The sequence below is a fragment of the Paraburkholderia sp. J94 genome (genome assembly GCF_905220285.1).
GTDB lineage: Bacteria > Pseudomonadota > Gammaproteobacteria > Burkholderiales > Burkholderiaceae > Paraburkholderia > Paraburkholderia tropica_A.
The window spans coordinates 81,696-103,351 of record NZ_CAJMZH010000010.1 but is presented as its reverse complement, the minus strand read 5'-3'; the positions used below and the strand labels follow the sequence as shown (position 1 = coordinate 103,351).

General features: G+C 63.2%; 22 protein-coding genes. 11 read left to right on the top strand and 11 right to left on the bottom strand.

Annotation, left to right across the window (positions count from 1 at the left end):
- Nucleotides 1-15: 15 nt before the first annotated feature.
- Complete coding sequence (locus tag U4Y88_RS22365) at nucleotides 16-1,194, top strand: porin (protein ID WP_321786431.1); 1,179 nt, start codon at nucleotides 16-18, stop codon at nucleotides 1,192-1,194.
- Between the two features lie 57 nt (nucleotides 1,195-1,251).
- On the opposite strand, the gene U4Y88_RS22360 is transcribed toward U4Y88_RS22365, so the two are convergent.
- Nucleotides 1,252-1,641 carry a nuclear transport factor 2 family protein gene (locus tag U4Y88_RS22360; protein ID WP_321786429.1) on the bottom strand — a complete coding sequence of 130 codons (390 nt, stop codon included), beginning with the start codon at nucleotides 1,639-1,641 and terminating at the stop codon, nucleotides 1,252-1,254.
- A gap of 32 nt (nucleotides 1,642-1,673) precedes the next feature.
- Nucleotides 1,674-2,639, bottom strand: a complete 966-nt coding sequence (locus U4Y88_RS22355; protein ID WP_321786427.1) for an alpha/beta hydrolase — start codon at nucleotides 2,637-2,639, stop codon at nucleotides 1,674-1,676.
- Nucleotides 2,640-3,266: 627 nt separating this feature from the next.
- Here U4Y88_RS22355 and U4Y88_RS22350 point away from each other — a divergent pair.
- Nucleotides 3,267-3,785, top strand: coding sequence for a DUF2844 domain-containing protein (locus U4Y88_RS22350; RefSeq protein WP_321786425.1), 519 nt, complete (start codon nucleotides 3,267-3,269; stop codon nucleotides 3,783-3,785).
- A gap of 89 nt (nucleotides 3,786-3,874) precedes the next feature.
- Nucleotides 3,875-5,278, top strand: a complete 1,404-nt coding sequence (locus U4Y88_RS22345) for a DUF3443 family protein (RefSeq protein ID WP_321786423.1) — start codon at nucleotides 3,875-3,877, stop codon at nucleotides 5,276-5,278.
- A gap of 165 nt (nucleotides 5,279-5,443) precedes the next feature.
- Here U4Y88_RS22345 and U4Y88_RS22340 read toward each other — a convergent pair whose 3' ends face one another.
- Nucleotides 5,444-6,808, bottom strand: a complete 1,365-nt coding sequence (locus tag U4Y88_RS22340; protein ID WP_321786421.1) for an MFS transporter — start codon at nucleotides 6,806-6,808, stop codon at nucleotides 5,444-5,446.
- Nucleotides 6,809-6,870: 62 nt separating this feature from the next.
- Nucleotides 6,871-7,521, bottom strand: a complete 651-nt coding sequence (locus U4Y88_RS22335; protein WP_224017503.1) for a 4-carboxy-4-hydroxy-2-oxoadipate aldolase/oxaloacetate decarboxylase — start codon at nucleotides 7,519-7,521, stop codon at nucleotides 6,871-6,873.
- Between the two features lie 90 nt (nucleotides 7,522-7,611).
- On the opposite strand from U4Y88_RS22335, the gene U4Y88_RS22330 reads away from it, so the two are divergent.
- Nucleotides 7,612-8,505 carry a LysR family transcriptional regulator gene (locus tag U4Y88_RS22330; protein WP_321786419.1) on the top strand — a complete coding sequence of 298 codons (894 nt, stop codon included), beginning with the start codon at nucleotides 7,612-7,614 and terminating at the stop codon, nucleotides 8,503-8,505.
- A 61-nt stretch (nucleotides 8,506-8,566) separates the two neighbouring features.
- On the opposite strand, the gene U4Y88_RS22325 is transcribed toward U4Y88_RS22330, so the two are convergent.
- From U4Y88_RS22325 to U4Y88_RS22310, 4 genes are all read right to left on the bottom strand, one after another.
- Nucleotides 8,567-9,931, bottom strand: coding sequence for an MFS transporter (locus tag U4Y88_RS22325; protein ID WP_415774485.1), 1,365 nt, complete (start codon nucleotides 9,929-9,931; stop codon nucleotides 8,567-8,569).
- A 32-nt stretch (nucleotides 9,932-9,963) separates the two neighbouring features.
- Nucleotides 9,964-10,827 carry an amidohydrolase family protein gene (locus U4Y88_RS22320; protein ID WP_321786415.1) on the bottom strand — a complete coding sequence of 288 codons (864 nt, stop codon included), beginning with the start codon at nucleotides 10,825-10,827 and terminating at the stop codon, nucleotides 9,964-9,966.
- A 177-nt stretch (nucleotides 10,828-11,004) separates the two neighbouring features.
- Nucleotides 11,005-12,219, bottom strand: coding sequence for an NO-inducible flavohemoprotein (hmpA, locus tag U4Y88_RS22315; protein ID WP_321786703.1), 1,215 nt, complete (start codon nucleotides 12,217-12,219; stop codon nucleotides 11,005-11,007).
- A 155-nt stretch (nucleotides 12,220-12,374) separates the two neighbouring features.
- Nucleotides 12,375-12,584, bottom strand: coding sequence for a hypothetical protein (locus U4Y88_RS22310; RefSeq protein ID WP_321786413.1), 210 nt, complete (start codon nucleotides 12,582-12,584; stop codon nucleotides 12,375-12,377).
- Nucleotides 12,585-12,847: 263 nt separating this feature from the next.
- On the opposite strand from U4Y88_RS22310, the gene U4Y88_RS22305 reads away from it, so the two are divergent.
- Together U4Y88_RS22305 and U4Y88_RS22300 are read left to right on the top strand one after the other, a co-directional pair.
- Nucleotides 12,848-13,261 carry an AraC family transcriptional regulator gene (locus U4Y88_RS22305; protein WP_310634226.1) on the top strand — a complete coding sequence of 138 codons (414 nt, stop codon included), beginning with the start codon at nucleotides 12,848-12,850 and terminating at the stop codon, nucleotides 13,259-13,261.
- 148 nt (nucleotides 13,262-13,409) lie between these two features.
- Nucleotides 13,410-13,598, top strand: coding sequence for a hypothetical protein (locus U4Y88_RS22300; RefSeq protein WP_224017514.1), 189 nt, complete (start codon nucleotides 13,410-13,412; stop codon nucleotides 13,596-13,598).
- Between the two features lie 54 nt (nucleotides 13,599-13,652).
- Here the strand turns inward: U4Y88_RS22300 and U4Y88_RS22295 are convergent, their stop codons facing one another.
- On the bottom strand, nucleotides 13,653-14,561 hold the full coding sequence (locus U4Y88_RS22295) for a LysR family transcriptional regulator (RefSeq protein ID WP_321786411.1): 909 nt from the start codon (nucleotides 14,559-14,561) through the stop codon (nucleotides 13,653-13,655).
- A 134-nt stretch (nucleotides 14,562-14,695) separates the two neighbouring features.
- Here U4Y88_RS22295 and U4Y88_RS22290 point away from each other — a divergent pair, with 134 nt between their 5' ends.
- The 3 genes from U4Y88_RS22290 (at nucleotide 14,696) to U4Y88_RS22280 (ending at nucleotide 18,354) form a co-directional block, all read left to right on the top strand.
- Nucleotides 14,696-15,646: a hydroxymethylglutaryl-CoA lyase gene (locus tag U4Y88_RS22290; protein WP_321786409.1), complete on the top strand. Its 951-nt coding sequence runs from the start codon at nucleotides 14,696-14,698 to the stop codon at nucleotides 15,644-15,646.
- 10 nt (nucleotides 15,647-15,656) lie between these two features.
- Entirely contained in the window at nucleotides 15,657-16,808 is a 1,152-nt protein-coding gene (locus tag U4Y88_RS22285) for a CaiB/BaiF CoA-transferase family protein (protein ID WP_321786407.1), read from the top strand.
- A gap of 106 nt (nucleotides 16,809-16,914) precedes the next feature.
- Entirely contained in the window at nucleotides 16,915-18,354 is a 1,440-nt protein-coding gene (locus U4Y88_RS22280; protein ID WP_321786405.1) for an MFS transporter, read from the top strand.
- 138 nt (nucleotides 18,355-18,492) lie between these two features.
- On the opposite strand, the gene U4Y88_RS22275 is transcribed toward U4Y88_RS22280, so the two are convergent.
- Nucleotides 18,493-18,957 (bottom strand): Lrp/AsnC family transcriptional regulator, encoded by a 465-nt coding sequence (locus U4Y88_RS22275; RefSeq protein ID WP_224017541.1) that lies wholly within the window; start codon nucleotides 18,955-18,957, stop codon nucleotides 18,493-18,495.
- A 94-nt stretch (nucleotides 18,958-19,051) separates the two neighbouring features.
- On the opposite strand from U4Y88_RS22275, the gene U4Y88_RS22270 reads away from it, so the two are divergent.
- Nucleotides 19,052-19,684 (top strand): LysE/ArgO family amino acid transporter, encoded by a 633-nt coding sequence (locus tag U4Y88_RS22270; RefSeq protein WP_321786403.1) that lies wholly within the window; start codon nucleotides 19,052-19,054, stop codon nucleotides 19,682-19,684.
- Nucleotides 19,685-19,711: 27 nt separating this feature from the next.
- Here U4Y88_RS22270 and U4Y88_RS22265 read toward each other — a convergent pair whose 3' ends face one another.
- Nucleotides 19,712-20,602, bottom strand: coding sequence for a LysR family transcriptional regulator (locus U4Y88_RS22265; protein WP_321786401.1), 891 nt, complete (start codon nucleotides 20,600-20,602; stop codon nucleotides 19,712-19,714).
- A 150-nt stretch (nucleotides 20,603-20,752) separates the two neighbouring features.
- On the opposite strand from U4Y88_RS22265, the gene U4Y88_RS22260 reads away from it, so the two are divergent.
- Nucleotides 20,753-21,655, top strand: a complete 903-nt coding sequence (locus U4Y88_RS22260) for an alpha/beta hydrolase (RefSeq protein ID WP_321786399.1) — start codon at nucleotides 20,753-20,755, stop codon at nucleotides 21,653-21,655.
- Nucleotide 21,656: the final 1 nt, after the last annotated feature.

Sequence of the window (21,656 nt, the reverse complement as noted above, 5' to 3'; positions counted from 1 at the left end):
TCGAGGTGAACAGCCATGAGTTCGAGACCTGCGTGTGCGATCCAGTCAGCGCTTTGCGTGATGGCTTGCGCGGCTCAGCCGGCCTTCGCGCAAGGCAGCGTGACGCTATACGGCAACGTCGACGAAGCGATGGTCTATGCGAATAACCAGAAAGGCAATTCGAATGTGTATATGCGCAACGGCAATCTGTACGCGTCGAAATTCGGTTTCAAGGGTAGTGAGCCATTAAGCACCGATCTAAAGGCGATCTTCGATCTCCAACAGGGCTTCGATCCGGGAACGGGCGCGCAGCAATCGGCGGGGTTGGCCTTCAATCGCTACGCGTTTGTCGGGCTTCAGGATACGCGCGCCGGCACGCTGACACTGGGTCGCCAATACACGCCCTACTACCTGCTGGCTGGCACGCTCGGGCCGGTGACGTATCTCACGGGCGCCACCGGCGCGCATCCCGGCGACATCGACGGTTTCGACACGGATATCCGCGCCAACAGTTCCGTCACCTACACGTCGCCGACCATTTCAGGCTTTCGCGGCAGCGTGCAATACGGATTTGGCGGCGTGGCGGGCAGCATGAAAAGCGGCAGTATGTTCAGCGCAGCGATTCGATACGACGGCGGGCCGCTCTCGATTGGCGCGGGTTATCTGCGCATGAACAATACGGAATACAGCGGCGGTTTCGATCCGGCCGCGAGTGCGTCGTTTCCGCACTCGGAGTTGAACAACGGCTATCTTTCCGCGCGCAACGTGCAGCATGCCGCGGCGCTCGCGACCTACGCCGTCGGCAATCTTCTGCTCGGCGTGAACTATTCGAATGTCGTGTATCGCCCGGGCGGCCATTCGCTTTTCACCGATACCGCCGTGTTCAATACCTATGGCGCGCTGGCGAGCTATCGGATCAGTACGCCGTTTGAAATTTCTGGCGGATATAGCTACACGCGCGCATCGACGGCGAATGGCATTCACGATGCGGCTCGTTATCAGCAGATTTCTTTACGCGAGTTGTATCACCTGTCGAAGCGCACGACGCTGTACACCTTGCAGGCGTATCAGCACGCTTCGGGTCAGACGCTCGGCGTTAAAGGCGCGGGCGATATCATCGATGCGCTGCCTATCGTAGGCGATTCGCAAAACACGACGCCGTCTTCAACGAGTAATCAGTTTGTCGCGATGTTTGGTATTGCGATTTCATTTTGAATACGGGGCGTGAAATGTGGCCGGTCGTTTCCGGCCGGCCGCATCCACCACCCTGGATCACCGAAACGCCTCGGCCGCCGCCACCGTATCCAGCGCTTCGCGCAGCAGCGCGATCTTTCCGTTACGCGCCACAAGCCGCCCCGCGTACATCTGCCGATAGATTTTTCCCGTCGACGGCACGAGCGCTTCCACCTCATATTCGGCAAACACCTGCTCCGGCGTTTCAATCAGCCAGCGCACGTTTTTAAACGCGAAATCCGGCACTTTCGCAATCAACGACGCGATAAAATCTTCAATCGCTTCCGGTCCCTGAGCGCGTCCGTCGATACCCAGCGACTTCAGATACGGCAATTCCAGCACGCCATCGTCGGCAAACAATGCAGCGGCTGCACGCGGGTCGCGAATCGATTCGAGGTAAGCGGCAAGCAGTTCTTTAGCGTGGTTCATGATTGGCTCGATAAAAGTGGAATTCATGTGCTTTATTGCAGACGCGTCTTCAAAGCGGTCGCCATTTGCTGCATGGCGGCGCGCGTCGGTGCGTCGGCGGCGAGCACGTTGAGCAAGCCGAAGTCGTGGATCGTCCCCTTGTACTGCGTGGTCGTCACCTCGTTGCCTGCCTGGTCGAGCCGATGTCCGTAGGCTTCGCCTTCGTCGCGCAGCACATCGAATTGCGCCGTCTGAATCAGCGCGGGCGGCAAGCCCTTCAACTCGTCGAGCGTGGCGCGCAGCGGCGATGCGTAGCGTTCGTTGCGCTCGCCTGCGTCGGCCGTGTACGCGTTCCAGAACCACTTCATCATCGCGCGGCTCAGGAAGTAGCCGTTTTCGAAGGCCTCGTACGAAGCGTTGTCGAACGCGTGGTCCGTCACCGGCCACATGAGCCCCTGGAAGCGGATGGCCGGGCCGTTGCGGTCCTTCGCCATCTGGCTCACGACCGCGGCCATATTGCCGCCCACGCTATTGCCAACGACCGCCAGCCGCGCGCCATCGACGCCGATTTCCGCGCCGTGCGCGGCGACCCACTTCGTCGCGGCAAAGGCTTCGTTGATGGCGACCGGATAGCGCGCTTCGGGCGAAGGCGTGTATTCGACGAACACCGCCGCCGCGCCGGACTGCACGACGAGATCTCGAACGAGACGCTCGTGCGTCGGGTAATCGCCGAGAATCCAGCCGCCGCCGTGGAAGAACATGAACACAGGCAGCACGCCGCGCGCGCCCTGCGGCTTGACGATGACGAGCGGCACGACGCGGCCATCCTGTTCGATCGCGCGGCGCGTGACGTCGATGCCGGAAACGTCGACTTCGACGCTGCGCTGCGCGCCTGCGAGGACTTCACGCGCGTCGGCGGGCGGGAGCGTTTCGATCGCCGGACCGGTGCCGCTGTTGAGCGCGTCGAGGAAGGCGGCGGTGGCGGTATCGGGCGTGTTCGGCGTGGTTTGCGTGTACATCGTGATGCTCCTTTCCGTTGGGTTGAGTGGCTGGCGACGTCATGTCGTGCAGCCGATGGAAAGGAGAATACGGATCGGCAGATATTTGCGAAATAGAAGTGTTTGAAACCTATCATTGCACAAATGCAATGATAGGCCGAGGCCTGATACGCGCATGGCCCAAATAAAACGCGAATATCGGGCCTATATGCGGTTTTATTTGAATTGCATGCGTGAAGACTATGCGCCGGCGGTAATTATCGGCACGTTAAAGCGAATTCTTTAGGGTAATGAATCGATTTTTATTCGCGCCACGCGGCGATACGCCGATTGATCGGCGATATCCGGGTATTTCAGCATTAAGACAACAGCCTCTATTCGACGCTTAACGAGCGATTCTTCTTGTGTAGAATCACGCGGCTCGTTGGTTTATTGATTATATTTCTGCGCAATGCCTCTCTCTTCGGCTGCACACAGCCAGAAAAAAGTCATTGTCGGCATTGATAATCTGAATTTGCGCGAGATATCCCGGTCTGGCTTATCGTCAGTTGGCCCTGGCCACTGCGATGAGCGCACGAACCCCAAACATCGTATCCATCATCCCGATCGTCAGGAGAGCTTTTCGTGAATCGCTTGCGTTGTGCGTCTGTGTCCGCCGTTCTGCCCGCCGCCACCCGTGCCAGCGCACGGGCCATCGTGCTGGCAATCGGCAGCGTCTTCTGCATCGCTGCCCATGCGGAACTCGGCGGCCTGCCGACACTGCCCGCGACCAGCGCCCAGACGTCCAACGCGCTTTCGCTGCAGGCAACGTCCAGCGCTTCGACCACCAGCACGTCCACGAGCACATCGACCACTTACACGGTGCGCGAATCGACGCTCGAAAACGGCGTCACGGAACGCGAATATCTGAACGTCGACGGCACCGTGTTCGCGCTGGCGTGGGACGGTCCTTACATGCCCGATCTGCGCAGCTTCATGGGCAGCACGATCTTCTCCGAATACGTGAGCGCGCTGCAGAATCAGACCCGCCTGCAGCGCAACGGCGGCGTGAATATCAGCACCGATGACTTCGTCGTGCAGGTGCAAGGCCATCAACGGCACTTCCATGGCCGGGCCTGGCTGCCCTCGCTGCTGCCGTCCGGCGTCAGTTCGACCGTGATTCAGTGATCGCCGCATCGTTGCCGCGCGGCATTCATGCGATGCCGCGCCATGCGTGTGTCTTCTTTCGCTCTCGTTTTTTTCGCCCCAATCCAGTCATGACGACTCTGTTTTCTCTCGCGGTGCTCGCCGGCGGTGTCGCGCGCCTCGCGAAACTCTTTCCTGCCGACGGCGCTTCGCTTAAACGCGTGTTCCGCTTTGCGCCGCGCCGTGCAGCAGCGGGCCTGACCGCGTGCGGCCTGATGCTTGCTCTGGCAGCATGTGGCGGCGGCGGTTCGTCGAGCGACGATAGCTCGACAACGTCATCGAAAACCACGAGTTCTACGCAATCGCCGGTTACGGCGAGCAGCACCAATACGATGACCGTCACCGTGGAGCAGGGCCTCAGCGACTTCGCGAACCAGCCATTCGTCACGGTGACCGTTTGCGCGCCCGGGAGCACGACTCTCTGCGACACCATTGATCATGTGCTGCTCGATACCGGCTCCACGGGTCTGCGCGTGCTGTCGTCGGCGCTGAGCAGCACGACGCTGGCCGGTATGCCGCGTGAGCAATTGGCATCGTCGGGTTATTACATCGACGCCTGCGGCCAGTTCGTCAGCGGCTATACCTGGGGCGCCGTGCGCACCGGCGACGTGCAGTTGGGAAGTCAGACCGCGTCGAGCGTGCCGTTCGAGGTGATCGGCGACTCGGCGGCAGGCACAGCGCCGACGACATGCTCCGGCGGCGGTAATAACTTGGGTACCGTCAGCCAATTGGGCGCGAACGGCATTCTCGGCCTGCAGGGGCAGATACGCGATTGCGGAACGTACTGTGTGACCAGTACGTTATCGAATTACTATTTCGCCTGTGCGAGTGGTTCGGGCTGCTCGACGGCGAGCACCGTGCCGCTGAGCCAGCAGGTGACGAATCCGGTCAGCATGCTGGGCAGCGGCTACAACAACGGCATCGTCCTCTCGATGCCCACCGTGTCGGACAGCGGCCAGGCGACGGCCTCGGGGACGCTTTATCTCGGCGTCGGCACGCAGACGAACAATACGATCACGTCCGCCAGCCAGATTCCGCTCGACGCGCAATTCGAATTCCAGGCGACGTATGGCGGCACCGCGAATCAGTACAGCTTCATCGACTCCGGCTCGAATTACCTGACGTTCCGGGACAGTACGATCGCCCGGTGCACGGGCATCGACTATCAGGACTATTACTGTCCGTCGTCGGTTCAGACCCAATCCGTGACGTTCGCGCCGAACAGCGGCGCCAGCAGTTCCAGCGGCTCCTATACCGGCACCTTCAAGGTCGGCAATATGATCGCGCTGCTGAGCAACAGCAACATCTTTGCGTTCAACGATCTCGCGGCGTACGGCCTCATTGAGACCACCGCCGGTCAGGGCGGCCTCGATTTCGGCATGCCGTTCTTCTATGGACGCTACGTGGTGATCAAGAACGAAAGCTCGTCCGGTGCTGGCGACGCTTACGCGGCGTTTGCTTCGAACGGCGCGTAACGATGTGCGTCGGGTGGCTTTTAAACTGCACATTGCAGCGAAGCCGCCAATCGATACGCCGTTACATTGACTATCGTTTCAGCGCATGATGCCACGAGCGCTTATTCAAACGCCCTCCCGGTCCGCCGGGAGGGCGTTTCGTTTTGGTCCACGCAATCACGGCAATCAACGCGAGGCGTCGCGCGCCACCGTATCGAGCGGCTCCGTAATCGTCAGCAAAATCAGGAACGTCAGTGCGGAAATCGCCGACATGAAGACGAACACCGAGTCCCATCCAAAGTGATCGAGCAGCAAGCCCGCGATGAACGGCGTCGCCGCGCCGCCGAGCTGTCCGCCCATATTGACGATCGCATTCGCAAGCGGGAATTTCGCCTTGGCGACAAACGACGTCGGATAGACCATGTACGCGGAGAACCCGATGCTCAGCGCCACGCCCGCCATAAAGATCAGGAATCCATACAATACCGGTGAAGCGGGCGATTGAATCAGCACGACCATCATCAGCGCGGTCGCCACGGCGGAGAACATCATGCCGGGCTTGCGGCGCTTGCCCAGCGCGCGATCCGAAAGCCAACCGCCGAGAATATTGCCGACTACCGCGCCCACCCAGGGCGCCGCCGCCACCAGTCCCGTCCCTGCCACGCTGAACTTTTTCACGTTGAGCAGGTAAGTCGGAATCCACGCGAGCATCACGCTCGAAATGCCGAGCTGGCAGCAATAGCCGAGCGCGCAGCCGTAGATGTTCCAGGAGCTGACCACCGCGCGCGTCGTTTCGAGCGGATTCTCTTTGCGCACGCGCGTCAGCCGGTCGAGCCACGGCATCGCTTTCGTGCGCTCGATGCGCATGGCGGCGCCCGGCTGCGGACTCGCCTTGTCGATGAGTTCGAGCTCCGCCTCGTTCACCCCACGGCTGTCGGCCGGTTTGTCAGCCACCATCAGATACCAGACGATCGAAAACAGCACGCCCGGCACCGCGAATACGAGGAAAATCGCCTGCCAGCCCCACACCGAAATAATCGCCACACCGAGAATCGGCGTGATGACCGGGCCGAATTTCACGGACGACAGGAACAGCCCCGAAGCGGTGCCCTTCTCCTTCGCGGGAAACCAGCTATTGATCGTGGCCGCAATGCCAAGCGGCAGCGGACCTTCGGCGAAACCCAGCGCGAGGCGGCAGAGCTTGAGCGAAAAGAGCGACCCCGCCACGCCGGTCAGCGCCGTGGCGATGGAGGTCAGGATCATCGAAATGGGCAGCGCGCGGCGCACGCCGAAGCGCGAAATGATCAACGCCGACGGCAATTGCGCGAGCGCATACGCAATCAGGAACACGCTGACAAGCGCACCGGCTTCGGTGTTCGTCATCGCGAACTCTTTGCGCAGGAATGGCAGCGCGATGCCGAGATTCGCGCGATCGGCGGCGGCCACCGTATAAATCAGGAAAAAGAGGGTCGCGACAACCCAACGATAGCGCGTGGGACGCGCCGAAGCCGCAAGGGCGTTCGACGCCTGCAACGCCGTGTCTTTTCTCATGTGTCTCGCTCCATTTTTTCTATTCTGCGTGACCCTGTCGGGTCCGGGTGATACGGTTTTTGCTACGTCAAATCGAAACGGCGCAGCGTCGCTTCGAGACCCAGCAGTTCGACGGTCGTCGCGCCCTCGCGGATCTTCGCGCGGAACGCCTGCTCTTTTTCCTCGCGCGCGCGGCTCACCTGAACGACGCGCTCGACATCGTGCTGCGGCACCACCACCACGCCGTCGATATCGCCGACAACGATGTCGCCCGGTTGAATCCGCACATCGCCGATCGTGACGGGCACATTGAGCTTGCCCGGCTGATTCTTGCCCGTGCCCTTGATGCAAAGGCCGCGCGCAAAGACCGGAAAGCCCTGTTCGATGATCGTGCGCGCATCGCGGACCGCGCCGTGAATCACGAGCCCGGCGAGGCCCTTCTGCAGCGCGAGTTCGGTGAACACATCGCCCCACGGGCCGGCTTCGAGAAAGCCCTTCGCATCGACGACGAGCACGTCGCCCGGCTTCACCTTCAGCATGGCGTAGTGCAGCATCAGGTTGTCGCCGGGACGCGTGTCCACGGTGACGGCCGGACCGGCCACGCACATCGACGGATGAATGGGTTTGATGCCGCTGTCGAGCGCGCCATGGGCGCCCTGCGCTTCGTAAACGGTCGCGCTGCCCAGTGCGCGCAGCGCCGCGATGAGGTCGCCAGGTGTCTCGTAACTGCTCATGTTTGTCTTTTGAAATTTGATCGTGCCGCTAGTTTTAGATAAAGTTTCAGCAACATCAAACATCGTTTTCTGAGCTTAAATTCAATAAAAATGAATCTTCGTCAGGTTCGCTACTTTTGTGCGGTGGTCGAAGCCGGCAGCGCGTCGGGCGCCGCCGACGCGCTGTATGTCGCGCCGACCGCCATCAGCATGCAGTTGTCCCAGCTCGAAGCGCACCTGGGCGGCGAGTTGTTCGACCGCTCGCGCAGGCCGATGGAACTCACGTCGCTCGGCAAATACTTCTATCCGCGCGCGAAAGAACTGCTGTCGCATTTCGGGCGGCTCGACGACGAGGCGCGCGGCATCGCATCGGGCCAGCGCGGCTGGCTCGGCATCGGCTTCGTGCGTTCGGTCGCGTATTCGATCCTGCCCGCCGCGGTGCGTCGGTTCCGCGAAACATGTCCCGATGTGCATCTCGACCTCGTTGAAGCGCTCTCCGAATATCAGCCCGAGCGCTTGCGGCAGGGCCGGATCGATCTCGGCATTTCGCGCTTCATCGGCCCGCTCGATCCTAACCCCGATCTCGACTACACGGTCATGCTCAACGAGCCCTTCGTCGCCGTCGTGCCGGTCGGCGATCCGCTCGCCAAACAGCGCTCGGTCACGGCGGCCGAGCTCTCGCGCCTGCCGTTCATCCACTATCCGAAAGACTCGCGCAGCCCGTTCGGCCAGCAACTGCTCACCGCGCTCAAGGCGGCCGGCGGCGAGCCGCGCGTCGCCCATGAGGCGATCGAGATTCACACGGCGCTCGCGCTGGTGGGTGCGGGGCTAGGCGCCACGCTGGTCGGCCGCTCGACCGCGAAGAACAATCGGCGCGACGTGCGCTTCATTCCCGTCAAGGATCTCGATCTGCATACGAAGCTCGTGATGATCACGCGCGCGAGCGACGATAACCGGCTGATCGCCACGTTCCGCGAAGCGATGGCGTCCACGCGCATGGGCTAAGCGGGCGCTCGTCCGCTTACGCCGCGCGTGCCATGTCTTCATGCAGCCTGTTTTTATTTAGTTATGCTGCCGAACTTTCCGCTTCAGCCCGCTTGCGCGCGACTCGTCCGAGGACAGTGGCGAGCCCCGCCGTCACCGCGAGTGCGACGGCCAGGGCGATCAGTCCCGCGGTAAACGATCCGGTCATTTCCTTCACGACACCCACCATCGCCGGACCGGCAAAGCCCGCGCAATTGGCAACGGCGTTGATGACAGCGATGCAACCCGCCGCCGCCGCGCCCGAGAGAAACGTCGACGGAATGGCCCAGAGCGCGGTGCGCGCAATGTTCACGCCGATCATCGCGATCGTGATGCCCACCAGCGCGACGCCGACCGACTCCGACACAGCCGAGACCACGAAGCCCGCTGCCGCCACCGCCGCGCTCAGGGTCAGGCTCGCGGCATAATCGCGGCCCTTGTCCATCCATCGCGCGGCGACGATCATCGCCAAACCAGCGCACGCATAGGGGATAGTCGAGAGCATGCCCGTCCTGAACAGGCCCAGTCCTTCGCGGCTAATGATCTGCGGAAGCCACATGCCGATCCCGGTGATGCCCGTCGACAGCGTGAACAACGCGAGCGTGAGCAGGAGCACGCGCGGATCGGCGACCGCGCTGCGAAAGCTGCGCGTGCTGCCCGCCGTGACTTCGCTTTCCAGCTGGCGCACCAGCGCAGCGCGCTCCGCGTGGCTCAGCCACGTGGCGTCTTTCGGCGAATCGGAGAGCACGGCCCACGCCCAGATGCCCAGCACCGCGGCGGGCAAGCCCTGAGCGATGAACAGCCATTGCCAGCCCGCCAGCCCCATGAACGTGTCGATGCTCAGCAAGGCGCCAGAAAGCGGACCGCCGATCACGGAAGCCAGCGGAATCCCGAGCGTGAACCACGCGAGCACGCGCACGCGATAAGCGCGCGGAAACCACGAAGTGAGGTAGAACGCCACGCCGGGAAAAAATCCGGCTTCGGCCACGCCGAGTATCAGGCGCAGCCCGTAGAACGAGTGCGGACCGACCGCGAACGCGGTGGCGGCCGAGAGCACGCCCCACGACACCATGATGCGCGAGAGCCAGATCCGCGCGCCGAAGCGATGCAAGGCCAGATTGCTCGGCACTTCGCACACCGCATAGCTGAGAAAGAACAGCCCCGCGCCCCATCCGAATTGCGCCGACGTAAGCCCGAGCGCGTGGTTCATCGTCAAGGCGGCAAAGCCCACATTGATGCGGTCGAGATAGCTGAAAATATAGCCCAGCAAGAGCACCGGAAGCAGGCGAATCGAGGCCTTTCGCACGGCGCGCTCGCACAATTCAAGCTGCTCTTGCGCGCCTGGTGCAGACACGCCCAGGTCCGTATTCCCGGCTCCGGGAAGTGCATAAGACGAAGTCGGCTTCATCCTGTCTCCTCTATATAAATTTGTTTTGACGGCTAGAAACGATAGAGGCGTGCCGCGTTATCGACGAGGATCTGGTGACGCGTGGCCTCGTCGCGTGTCCATTCGAGCAGATAGTCGAACTGCTCGGCGTCGTCCGGTAACGATTTCGCTGCCGGGTGTGGCCAGTCGCTGCCCCATACGAGACGATCCGCACGATGTTCGACCAGCGCGCGGCCGATTTGCACGATGCTGTCGCGCGTCGCGTCGGTATCGTGATACGCGCCGCTGAGCTTCACCCAGGCGCGCCCGTTGTCCAGCAACGCGCAAAGCGAGCGGAACGCGGGCTGCGATGGGCCTTCGTTTAAACGTAGTCGTCCGAAATGATCGATCGCGACATCGCACGGCATGCGCGCGAGCGTCGGTGCGATCTCGGGCAGTTGCGCCCCGCCGACATGAATCTCCAGATGCCATCCGCGCTCGGCGAGTGCAGGCGCAAACGACACCGCATCGCGCAACGCGTCCTTGCCCGAACGCACGAGATTGAAGCGCAGGCCCACAATGCCGCCCGCGTCGAGCGCGTCGAGGTGCGTCTCGCGCACAGGGCCGCTGGCGACCGCGATGCCTCTGGCCGACGTGCCCGCGCTCGCGATGGCGTCCAGCACGCAGGCGTTGTCGTTGCCGTAGGTCGAAGGCTGCACGAAGACGTTGCGCGTCGTGCCGAGTCGACGCTGCAAGGATCGATAGTCCTGCAGCGAAGCGGCGGGCGGCTTCAACTGCGCATCGGCGGCGACCGCGAAACGCGGCGAATAGACATGCATGTGGCAGTCGCACGCGAGATCCGGCGCTGCGACGCGCGCCGCAGCCGTTCCCGCCGAAAACGGCACGGCGCCGGGGCGTAATGCTTCTTGCTCGATCATGGTGCGATCGATTCGGTCGCAAGGACTCGGTGCGTCATCGGTGTCTCCGTGGTGTGTTTGCCGCCATTGTTCCGCCACGGATTCATAATGTCTATTGTTTAATTTTCAACAAAACATTCCCGATGGTTATACATTCGGAATCGCGCCCCGACCGCCATCGCCCCTTTCCATCACAGACTATTCGGCGAACAGATCAGGGCCGAACACCTCGTAATGGATTTTCGATTCGTGAATATCGAGCGCTTTCAATGCGTCGTGCTGAATGCGCATGAACGGAATGGGACCGCAAATGTAATAGTCCGCGTCGGGCAGCAAAATCTCATTGCGCAATGCGTTGATGTCGATAAATCCCGGGTAATCGTAGTCGGCGCCTTGCACGTCGGTATCGAGCGGCGCGTCATAGAAAATGATCGCCTTGAAGTTACTATGCGTGGCCGCCGTTCGACGCAGCCGGTCGCGCATCGCGTGTACGGCGCTATTGCGCGCGCCGTGGATAAAGACGACTTGCCGCTGCGGGTCCTGAATCGCGCGCTTGAGCATACTGACCATCGGCGTAAGACCGACGCCGCCGCTAATCAACACGATGGGCGTAGTGGCGTGAACATCGATAAAGAACGTGCCATACGGCGCGGCCAGTTTCACCTCGTCGCCGACATTGACATGATCGTGCAGCAACGACGACACATAACCCGGCCGTCGCGCGGCATCGCCGTCTTCGCGTTTAACCGATATCCGATAGGTATGGCCGTTCGGAACATCGGAAAGACTGTATTGGCGAATCTGTTGCAGGCCGAGATCCGCAACATTCACCGCGATACTGATGTATTGGCCGGGTTCGAAATCGGCAACCGGCTTCCCGTCTTTCGGTTCGAGAATAAACGACGTGATGACGCTGCTTTCCGGCCGCTTTTCCTTGACCACGAAAGTCCGCCAGCCATTCCATCCGCCTGATTGTGCGCTCCGTGATTCGCGTAATTCGCTTTCCATGCCCATCAGTACGTCGGCGAGATTGCCGTAAGCCTGCGCCCATGCGGAAATAATGTCCTCGGTCGCGGCGTCGCCGAGCACGTCCTTGATCGCGCCAAGCAAATGTTCGCCGACGATCGGATAATGCTCCGCCTTCACATCGAGACTCGCGTGCTTGTTGGCGATATTGCCGAGCACGGCCGCAAGACTGCTGGGGTCTTCGATATTCTCCGCGTAGGCATAGACCGCGCGCGCGAGCGCTTCCTGCTGCTGCCCCTGCTCCTGATGCGCCATATTGAACACATTCTTCAGTTCAGGATGCGCTTCGAATAGCCGCGTATAAAAACGGGTAATGATGGCTTTGCCGTGCTGGGCCAGCACCGGCGCGGTGGCCTTGACAATATCCTTCGTCTTTTGCGTGAGCATCCTGTTTCTCCTGGGTGGCGACAGGGTTCCGGGTTCGGCTTCGGCGCGGGAGGCCTGGCGATACGGCGTTGCCCGCATCGCGCGCAGCCCCTCATGATCTCGCCATCGCGGCGCTTCGCCAAGGGCGTCCCGAGCACGCTCGACGTAAAGCGGCGCTATTGGCGCGCCGAGGCCGCCGATACCGCCGAAGCAATCACCGCCGACGCCACCGTCTTCCCCGTGTCGGGCGGCGACAGCGCGCCCGCACTGATGCCACCGTGTCCAGCGCTCATGCTGTCGTTGCCGGCATCGTTTGCTTTCTTGCAGGCGCCGAGGGCCAGCCCGCACACGACGATCACCACCGCCCGCCGCACGATTCCGTCCATTTTCCACTCCCCATCGCCCCAGGCGAAACGCGCCTGTTCCATGCTGCACGAGCGATTGCGCGCAGCCTGCGTTCCCGAATCGCGCAGCGAGACAGGTACACAGCATGTGCATACATCACGGCATCCACCGCGCGCGCGACTAGCGAAGCGAGGCTCGATTGGGCTTTCTTGACTGCTGAGCAAGTGTGTTTTGATTGACCGTCTATTTACGCGTGACGGCCGGTCGGGCAGAGTCTCCCGGCTCACAAGAAAAACCAGACACCGTGAAATCACCGACCTTCCCTGACGACCGCGCGCCCTTACGCCCACCGACGCCAGACGCCTGGGTCACGCTCGCCTTGCATCTTCTCGGTGCCGACCTGTCCGGCGAACTCGCGATCGCCGATGTCGCAAAGTGCGTGCAAATGTCCAAGGCCCATTTCTTCGGCGCCTTCAGGGAGAAAGTGGGACACACGCCGCATCAATGGCGGCTGAGGCAACGCATCGCCGCGGCGCAAAGCGATCTGGTCACGCTGCCGCTGAAAATGTCGGAAGTCGCGCAGAAATATGGATTCAGCGATCAGGCGCACTTCAGTCGCGTGTTCAAGCAGTTCGTCGGCGAATCGCCGTGCTCCTGGCGCTCGCGAATGAAGGCCACGCTTGCGGAACTGTCTTGCGAGCCGTTGGGCCTGCTTTAGTCCACAAAAAAATTCAGCGCGGTGACGACGACACCACCGCGCGCCATTTGCCCGCCCTGGCATCGAACGGTCGAAAAGCTCAAAATGGTCATAGCGCGGCCGAGCTGGCTCCCGGTCGCCAACCTTCGTTTCAGGACAGGAGGACGCTATGAAGACCGTCTATGTGATCAAGACCGGTGCGCAGTATCTCTACCACGCGGAAGATGGCGATATCGGCATGGCGCCGGAAATTGAAGGGGCCATGTCGTTTCCCTCGTATAAAGAGGCGGAACTGGCGGCGAGCCAGCACGCCGACCCAGGGTTCGAGATCGTGACCGTGAACGTGGACGAGCGCTAACACCGCGCGCCCCCTCGACGCCCGGCGACGTTTCCGAAAGACCCGCCCGAAAAATCACCGAGCCTCGCCCGCCCGCCGCGCGAGATGATCGACAACGCGCTGCGCCGCCGGTTGTAGCTGGTCGAAATTTCTGAAACACACGACAAAGCGGCGCTCCGCCCACGCATCGACGAGTGGGATCGTCTTCACCTTGAACACCTTCGTGTACGTCGTCGCCACTTCTTCCGGCACGACGCTGATGCCGAGCCCCGCCGCGACCACCCGGAATCCCGCATCGAAACTCGACACGATCACGCGATACGACAACGTCGTGCCTTCGCTGGCCGCCGCGCGTTGCAGCATCGAATGCACGGCGGTCGTCGGCGGCAGCCCTACGTGCTCATACGCGAAGGTTTCCCGAAACGCGATCGAGCGCTTGTTCGCAAGCGGATGGTCGGGATGCACCGCCAGCGCGAGACGATCACGACGGTAAGCGCGATGCTGCAATCCCTGCAGATCGACGTTGTCCCAACACACGCCAATGCTGGCGACGCCTTCGCGCAACTGCCGCACGAGATCGTGTGACTGACGCTCCTCGACGTCCACGCGGATGTTCGCATTGGCCGGCTCGCGCATGAATGACGCGACATCGTCGAGCAGCGTTTCGGCGATCGCCGAGGCCGACGCGCACATGCTCACGCGGCCGCGCAATCCGCCGCCGAACGCCGCGACGTCGGTGCCGATCCGCTCGACGGTGAACAGCACCGTCCGCGCGTGTTCGAGCACCGCGAGGCCCGCACCGGTCGGCGAGACGCCGCGCCGCGAACGTTCGAGCAGCGGCACGCCGAGGTCCGCTTCGAGTTGCGCGATCCGCTTGCTGATCGCCGAAGGCTCGATATGCGCCTCGTCGGCGGCCCGCGCGATGTTGTGGTGATCGCAGACGGCCACGAAAAGCCGCAAGGTTTTCAGGTCGAGATCGCGCACGTTTCTGTCTCCTGTGGCATTCCAGTTCGGAAGCACAACGCTTCCAGAATGCCGCTTTACTAGTTTTCGGGAATGTCTAAAGTTAGCACGACGCTGGCGATTCGACGACCGGCGAGTTTCCCGGAGACAGCTTTATGCCCCCTCTTCCTGTGCACGCCGTGATCCGCGAAGTCGGCCTTCGCGACGGTTTGCAAAGCCTTCAGCGCATCGTTCCGACTGAACAAAAAATCGAGTGGATTCGCGACGCCCACGCGGCCGGTCAACGCGAGATCGAAGTCGGCTCGTTCGTGCCCGCCCGCCTCCTGCCCCAACTCGCCGATACCGCCGAACTGGTCGCCTTCGCGAAGACGCTGCCGGACCTGTCGGTGTCGGTGCTCGTGCCGAATCTGAAAGGCGCCGAAAAGGCGCTCGAAGCGCAGGCCGATCTGCTGCTCGTGCCGCTCTCCGCGAGTCGCGAACACAGTCTCGCGAATCTGCGCAAAACGCCCGACGAAGTGATCGCCGAAGTCGCCCGCATCCGCGCCGTGCGCGACGCCTCGGGATCGAAGACGCTGATCGAAGGCGGCATCGGCACCGCGTTCGGCTGCACGCTTCAAGGCCGCGTCGCGCCCGACGAGGTGCTGCGCTGCATGCAGGCGCTGCTCGATGCGGGCGCCGATCGCGTGAGCCTCGCCGATACGGTCGGCTACGCCGGGCCGCACGCCGTGCGCGACCTGTTCGCGAAGGCGCGCCGGATCGCAGGCGAGCGACTGTGGTGCGGGCACTTTCACGACACGCGCGGCCTCGCGCTCGCCAATGTCTACGCGGCGCTCGAAACCGGCGTGAACCGCTTCGACGCGACGCTCGCCGGCATCGGCGGCTGCCCGCATGCGCCGGGCGCGAGCGGCAACGCGTCGACCGAAGACCTCGCCTTCATGCTCGCCGACATGGGCATCGAAACGGGCCTCGACCTGCCCGCGCTGCTCGATCTGCGCGCGAAGGTGGCGCGCTGGCTCGACGGCGAAACCCTGCACGGCACGCTCTGGCGCGCCGGCCTGCCCAACACTTTCGCGCACGCGTCGACTCGCGCCGCGCTGACCGCCTGAGGAAACCGACATGGCCAACACCACGCGATTGCCGCTCGACGGCGTACGGGTGATCGAGTTCACGCACATGGTGATGGGACCGACGTGCGGCATGATCCTCGCCGATCTCGGCGCCGAAGTCATCAAGATCGAGCCGCCCGATGGCGACAAGACGCGCACGCTGCCGGGCCTCGGCATCGGCTTTTTCCGCTCGTTCAACCGCAACAAGAAAAGCGTCGTGATCGACCTCGCCACGCCGGAGGGCCGCGAAACGGCCGCCGAACTGGCCGGGACCTGCGACGTGATGATCGAGAACTTCCGCCCCGGCCTGATGCAGAAGATGGGCCTCGACTACGACACGCTTTCGGCGCGCAATCCGCGCCTGATCTACGTCTCGCACAAGGGCTTCCTGCCGGGGCCGTACGAGAAGCGCCTCGCGCTCGACGAGGTCGTGCAGATGATGGGCGGCCTGTCGTACATGACCGGCCCCGCCGGCCGGCCGCTGCGCGCGGGCACGTCGGTCAACGACATCATGGGCGGCATGTTCGGCGCGATCGGCGTGCTGGCCGCGTTGCGCGAACGCGAATCGACGGGGCTCGGTCAGGAAGTGCAGAGCGCGCTGTTCGAGAACTGCGTGTTTCTCTCGTCGCAACACATGCAGCAGTTCGCGATGACGAACGAAGCGCCGCCGCCGATGCCGTCGCGCGTCTCGGCGTGGAGCGTCTACGACGTGTTCACGCTCGCCGGTGACGAGCAGCTTTTTATCGGCGCGGTGAGCGACAAGCAGTTCGTCACGCTGTGCGATGTGCTGCACTGTCCGCACCTCGCGCAGGAGCCGCGTTTCGCGACCAACGCGCTGCGCGTCGCCGTCCGTGCGGAATTGCTGGCCCGTCTCGGCGACATCCTCAAACATCGCCATGTCGATGAACTCGCGCCCAGGCTCGAAGCCGCCGGCATTCCCTATGCGCCGATCGTGCGTCCCGATCAGCTGATGAACGATCCGCATCTGAAGGCGAGCGGCGGTCTCGTGCCGATGCAAACCGACGACGGCGGCACGACCGACGTCGTGCTGCTGCCGATCACGATGGGCGGCCGCCGTCCGGGCGTGCGCCAGGCGCTCGCGCGCGTCGGCGAACACACGCAGGAAATCCTCTCGCGGCTCAAGGCGCGGGTCAGCGCATGAACCGCGCCGCGCGCAAAAACAGTCAGCCGCCATGACGGACTGACGCCTCACGCCATCCATGAGCATTCGTCAGAAATGCCATTTCTTGGAACATCAGGAGACATTCATGCAGCAGACCGTCCCCGCGGGCGCCGTCCCGCTCGTCCCGTCGTCCGTGCGCGTCGGCGTTCAGCCCGGCGCGGAAATCTCGGCGCGCATCGATCGCCTGCCCATGACGCGGCATCTCTGGATGCTCGTCCTGCTGATTTCGCTCGGCGGCTTCTTCGAAATCTACGATCTGATTTTCACCGGCTACATTGCGCCCGGCATGGCGAAAAGCGGCGTGCTCGCCACGACGACGCACACGTTTTTCGGCTGGAACGGCATCGCGGGTTTCATCGCGGCGACGTTTGCCGGACTCTTTGTCGGGACGTTCTGCTTCGGCTGGCTGCCGGACCGCTTCGGGCGGCGCAGCGTGTTCACGATTTCGCTGCTCTGGTATTCGGTCGGCTCGGCGATCATGGCGTTCCAGACCTCGCCGGAAGCGCTGCTGTTCTGGCGCTTCGTCACCGGCATCGGCGTGGGCGTCGAGATCATCACGATCGACAGTTACGTGACGGAGCTGGTGCCGCAACACATACGCGGACGCGCAATGGCGTTCAACCAGATGGTGATGTTCGCCGCCGCGCCGGTCTCCGCGATCCTCTCGTACTGGCTCGTGCCGACCGCGCTGTTCGGCATCGACGGCTGGCGCATTGTCGTGCTGGCGGGATCGGCGGGCGCGCTCGTCGTCTGGTTCGTGCGGCGCGCAGTGCCGGAAAGTCCGCGCTGGCTTGCGTCGCATGGACGGCCCGAAGCGGCGGAGACGATCGTTGCGCGCATCGAGACCGTCGTCGCCAGGCAATCGCGCGCGCCGCTGCCAACGCCGCATCCGGTCGTCGTGCAGCCCGAGCATCGACGCGCGTCGTTCGCCGAACTGCTTCAGCCGCCGTACCGATCGCGTTTCCTGATGCTCGTCGTGTTCAATCTGTGCCAGGCGATCGGCTATTACGGCTTCGCGAACTGGGTGCCGACGCTGCTGATCGGGCAAGGCATCACGATCACGAAAAGCCTGCTTTATTCGTTCATCATCGCGTTCGCGCTGCCGGTCGGCCCGATGCTCTCGATGCTCTACGCCGACCGCGTGCAGCGAAAGTGGCTGATCGTCGGCGGCGCGCTGGTCGTGATCGTCAGCGGGCTCGCGTTCGCGCAAACGCGCAACGTGACGATGCTGATCGCGCTCGGCGTGCTGATCAGCTTCGCGGGGCAGACGATTTCGGTGTGCTATCACGCCTATCAGGCCGAACTCTTTCCGACCGCGATCCGCTGCCGCGCGAACGGACTCGTCTATTCGGCGAGCCGTATCGGCGCGATGTTTTCCGGCTTCTTTATCGCGGCGCTGCTGCGGGACTTCGGCGTGGCCGGGGCGTTCACGGGCATCACGGGCTGCATGTGCGTGGTGGCCTTGTCGATCGGCCTGTTCGGTCCGCGCACGAACGGTATGCGGCTCGATGAACTGAATCATTGAAGGCGCGCCGCCGTTGAGCGGGCTGGCGTGGCCGACCTTCAAGCCCAACCGCACGATTCACGTGCAGCCCTGCGATTCGCCGCATTCCCACCGCGAAGTCCCGCCGTTACCTCCGCTCCATCAACCGCCGATCCAGGTTCATCGCGCCGATCCCGGCGCGACCAGACCGCGACGCGGAATCGGCGTGGAGAACACAATCGACGTGCGGGTTTCGCCATAGCCGTTGATCGTGGCGAGAAAGCGTTCGAGCTGTTCCAGGCTGCGGGACACCACGGTCACGACATAGGAATCGGCGCCCGCGACGTGATGACATTCGAGCACTTCGGGCGCGCGGCGCAACTTGTCGAGAAAGGCTTTCTTGCCGGGCTGCTGCACCGTGATGCCGACGATGGCCCGAACCGGATAGCCCGCCAGCGCCGGATCCACTTCCGCGCCCACCGAGCGGATCACACCGGCTTCCTGCAGGCGTTTGAGCCGCTCCACCGTGGCGGGCACCGACAAGCCCGCCGCGAGCGCCAGCGTCTTGAGCGGCGCGCGGCCATCTTCCTGAAGCGCCATCAGCAGCGCCCAGGCCTTGGTATCGAGTTGCAGGGATTCGGACATAGCGGGCTTTGACCTGAAAAATCGAAAGTGAAATCGATTTTCGCTTCACCTTTTATTCTGTGCAAGCCTGCGGCTTCAGCCGAAAATTTCCGGCATGGAAACCCTGCTCCCCACTTCGCTCCCTCTCCTCTTCGGCCAATCGCTGCTGCTTGGACTGTCGATTGCCGCGCCTGTCGGCCAGATCGGCTTGCTGGCCATCCAGCGCACACTCGATCACGGCCGCCTGGCGGGACTCGCCACCGGGCTCGGCGCCGCATGCGCCGATGCCGTCTACGGCGCCATCGGCGCGTATGGCATCACCGGTCTGATTGCCTGGCTGCTCGGCCTGAAGCTCTGGTTGAGCCTGTTCGGCGGCGGCTTTCTGCTGTGGCTGGCGTGGCGCATCGCGACCCAAAGCGCGGCGCGCAGCAGCGGCGTCCACGCACCGGCGGGCAAGCTCATGCGCTATGTGGCCGGCACGTTCATGCTGACGCTCTCGAACCCGACCACCATCCTTTCCTTCATGGCGCTATTCGCGGCGCTCGCGGGGCACGCGCCTTCGTCGTCGCCGTGGGTCATGGTGGCCGGCGTGCTGATGGGCTCGGCGCTCTGGTGGCTGATCCTGTCCATCGGCGTGGGCTATTTGCGCGATCGTTTCGACGAGCGCTGGCAACGCGCCGTCAATCTCAGCTCGGCCGCGCTGCTGGGCGCGCTCGGACTGTGGCAGCTAGGTCAACTGATCATCTGATGCATCGCCCCCTCTGCACGCAGCCATTCAACTTGCTCGCAGATAGTCCCCCAGAAAATCGATAAACGTCCGCAGCTTCGCCGAAAGCCGATGCCGTTCGAGATAAATCGCATGAATATCGGCGTTGGGCAGCGTCCACGCGCCGAGCAAAGGCACGAGCGCACCGCTCTCGATCGGCCCGCGCAACTCCCACTCTGAACGCACGACGATGCCGCGCCCGTCGAGTGCCCATTGCAGCGCCGCGCCGCCGTCGTTCGTCGACAGCGCGCCGTTCACCTTCACCGTTTCCGTGCGCTTGCCGCGCGAGAAATGCCAGGTGCCATACGCCGACTCGTTCTCGCGCAACACGATGCACGCATGCCGCGCGAGGTCGTGCGGCGTGGCGGGCGTTCCATTGCGCTGTAAATAAGCGGGCGACGCGCACGCCATGCGCCGGTTCGCCAGCAGCAGACGCGCATTCACGCGCGCATCGGGCGCCTCGCCGAAGCGGATGCCCACGTCGAAACCCTCGTCCTGAAGATTCAGCGGCCGGTCGGTCAGATGAAGCTGAATCTGCATCGCCGGATAACGCTCGACGAATGCCGAAATGGCCGGCGCGATATACGCGCGCCCAAAACCGAACGACGCATTCACGCGCAGCATGCCGGTCGGCTCGCCGCGTCCGCGCCCGACGAGTTGTTCGAGTTCGGAAAGCTCGTCGAGTATGCGCAAGCCGTTCGCGAGATACAGCTCGCCCTCCGGCGTCAGGCTCAAACGGCGCGTGGTGCGGTTCATCAGACGCACGCCGAGCCGCCGTTCGAGTTGCGCGAGGCGCTTGCTCACAGCAGGCGGCGTCACGCCGATTTCGCGCGCCGCCGCCGCGAGATTGCGATGCCGCGCGACGAGCGCGAAAAGATTCAGGTCGGAAAAACCGTCCATGACTCACGAGTCCTTTGTGCAATTGCGCGGCCCCGAATCGCGTGAGACAGGCTCCGCGATTCGTTCCGTCAGGTTACGACCGGATTGCCTTTTCGGAAACCCAATCGATCAGGTTATCAATTAGACTCGATTCGCACTTGGGAGACAACGATGTTCGAAGGTTTCAGCGATGTGTCCATGCCGGTCGACGGCATCGACATTCATGCGATCCGTGGCGGCAGCGGCCCCGCGCTGCTCTTGCTGCACGGTCATCCGCAAACGCATGCGATCTGGCACAAGGTGACGCCCGCGCTCGCGGAACGCTTCACGGTCGTCTGCGCCGATCTGCGCGGCTACGGCGACAGCGCCAAACCCACAGGCGACGCCGATCACGCGAACTACGCCAAGCGCGCCATGGCGCTCGATCAGGTTGCGTTGATGCAGCGGCTCGGCTTCGACTCGTTCGCGGTGATCGGACACGATCGCGGCGGACGCGTCGCCGCGCGCATGGCGCTCGACCATCCGCACGCGGTCACGCGGCTCGTCACGCTCGACGTGGCGCCGACGCTCGCGATGTACGAGCAGACCTCGTTCGCATTCGCGCGCGCCTATTGGCACTGGTTCTTTCTCGTGCGCCCCGCGCCGTTCCCCGAAACGCTGATCCGCGCCGATCCCGACCTGTACCTGAAGCAGACCATCGGCGCGCGCAGCGCGGGCCTCGCGCCGTTCACGCCCGAGGCCTACGCCGAATATCTGCGCTGCCTGTCCGACCCGGCCACCGCGCACGGCATCTGCGAGGACTATCGCGCGTCGATCACGATCGACCTCGAACACGACCGCGCCGATCTCGCGGCGGGCAAGCGCATCGCATGTCCGTTTCTCGCGCTCTGGGGCGCGCAGGGCGTGGTCGGGCAATGCTTCGATCCGCTCGCAGAATGGCGCAAGTGGAGCCCGACCGTCGAAGGCGGCGCGCTGCCCTGCGGCCACTACATCCCCGAGGAAGCGCCCGATCGGCTGCTCGAACGCGTGCTGCCGTTTCTCACCGATACGACCGCGACTCACGTCGCCGCCTGAC

Excerpts from the sequence above, each read along its gene's own strand:
- U4Y88_RS22365 (WP_321786431.1), top strand. The coding sequence starts at position 16 with ATGAGTTCGAGACCTGCGTGTGCGATCCAGTCAGCGCTTTGCGTGATG.
- U4Y88_RS22360 (WP_321786429.1), bottom strand. The coding sequence starts at position 1,641 with ATGAACCACGCTAAAGAACTGCTTGCCGCTTACCTCGAATCGATTCGC.
- U4Y88_RS22355 (WP_321786427.1), bottom strand. The coding sequence starts at position 2,639 with ATGTACACGCAAACCACGCCGAACACGCCCGATACCGCCACCGCCGCC.
- U4Y88_RS22345 (WP_321786423.1), top strand. The coding sequence starts at position 3,875 with ATGACGACTCTGTTTTCTCTCGCGGTGCTCGCCGGCGGTGTCGCGCGC.
- U4Y88_RS22340 (WP_321786421.1), bottom strand. The coding sequence starts at position 6,808 with ATGAGAAAAGACACGGCGTTGCAGGCGTCGAACGCCCTTGCGGCTTCG.
- U4Y88_RS22335 (WP_224017503.1), bottom strand. The coding sequence starts at position 7,521 with ATGAGCAGTTACGAGACACCTGGCGACCTCATCGCGGCGCTGCGCGCA.
- U4Y88_RS22330 (WP_321786419.1), top strand. The coding sequence starts at position 7,612 with ATGAATCTTCGTCAGGTTCGCTACTTTTGTGCGGTGGTCGAAGCCGGC.
- U4Y88_RS22325 (WP_415774485.1), bottom strand. The coding sequence starts at position 9,931 with ATGAAGCCGACTTCGTCTTATGCACTTCCCGGAGCCGGGAATACGGAC.
- U4Y88_RS22320 (WP_321786415.1), bottom strand. The coding sequence starts at position 10,827 with ATGATCGAGCAAGAAGCATTACGCCCCGGCGCCGTGCCGTTTTCGGCG.
- hmpA (WP_321786703.1), bottom strand. The coding sequence starts at position 12,219 with ATGCTCACGCAAAAGACGAAGGATATTGTCAAGGCCACCGCGCCGGTG.
- U4Y88_RS22310 (WP_321786413.1), bottom strand. The coding sequence starts at position 12,584 with ATGGACGGAATCGTGCGGCGGGCGGTGGTGATCGTCGTGTGCGGGCTG.
- U4Y88_RS22300 (WP_224017514.1), top strand. The coding sequence starts at position 13,410 with ATGAAGACCGTCTATGTGATCAAGACCGGTGCGCAGTATCTCTACCAC.
- U4Y88_RS22290 (WP_321786409.1), top strand. The coding sequence starts at position 14,696 with ATGCCCCCTCTTCCTGTGCACGCCGTGATCCGCGAAGTCGGCCTTCGC.
- U4Y88_RS22285 (WP_321786407.1), top strand. The coding sequence starts at position 15,657 with ATGGCCAACACCACGCGATTGCCGCTCGACGGCGTACGGGTGATCGAG.
- U4Y88_RS22280 (WP_321786405.1), top strand. The coding sequence starts at position 16,915 with ATGCAGCAGACCGTCCCCGCGGGCGCCGTCCCGCTCGTCCCGTCGTCC.
- U4Y88_RS22275 (WP_224017541.1), bottom strand. The coding sequence starts at position 18,957 with ATGTCCGAATCCCTGCAACTCGATACCAAGGCCTGGGCGCTGCTGATG.
- U4Y88_RS22270 (WP_321786403.1), top strand. The coding sequence starts at position 19,052 with ATGGAAACCCTGCTCCCCACTTCGCTCCCTCTCCTCTTCGGCCAATCG.
- U4Y88_RS22265 (WP_321786401.1), bottom strand. The coding sequence starts at position 20,602 with ATGGACGGTTTTTCCGACCTGAATCTTTTCGCGCTCGTCGCGCGGCAT.
- U4Y88_RS22260 (WP_321786399.1), top strand. The coding sequence starts at position 20,753 with ATGTTCGAAGGTTTCAGCGATGTGTCCATGCCGGTCGACGGCATCGAC.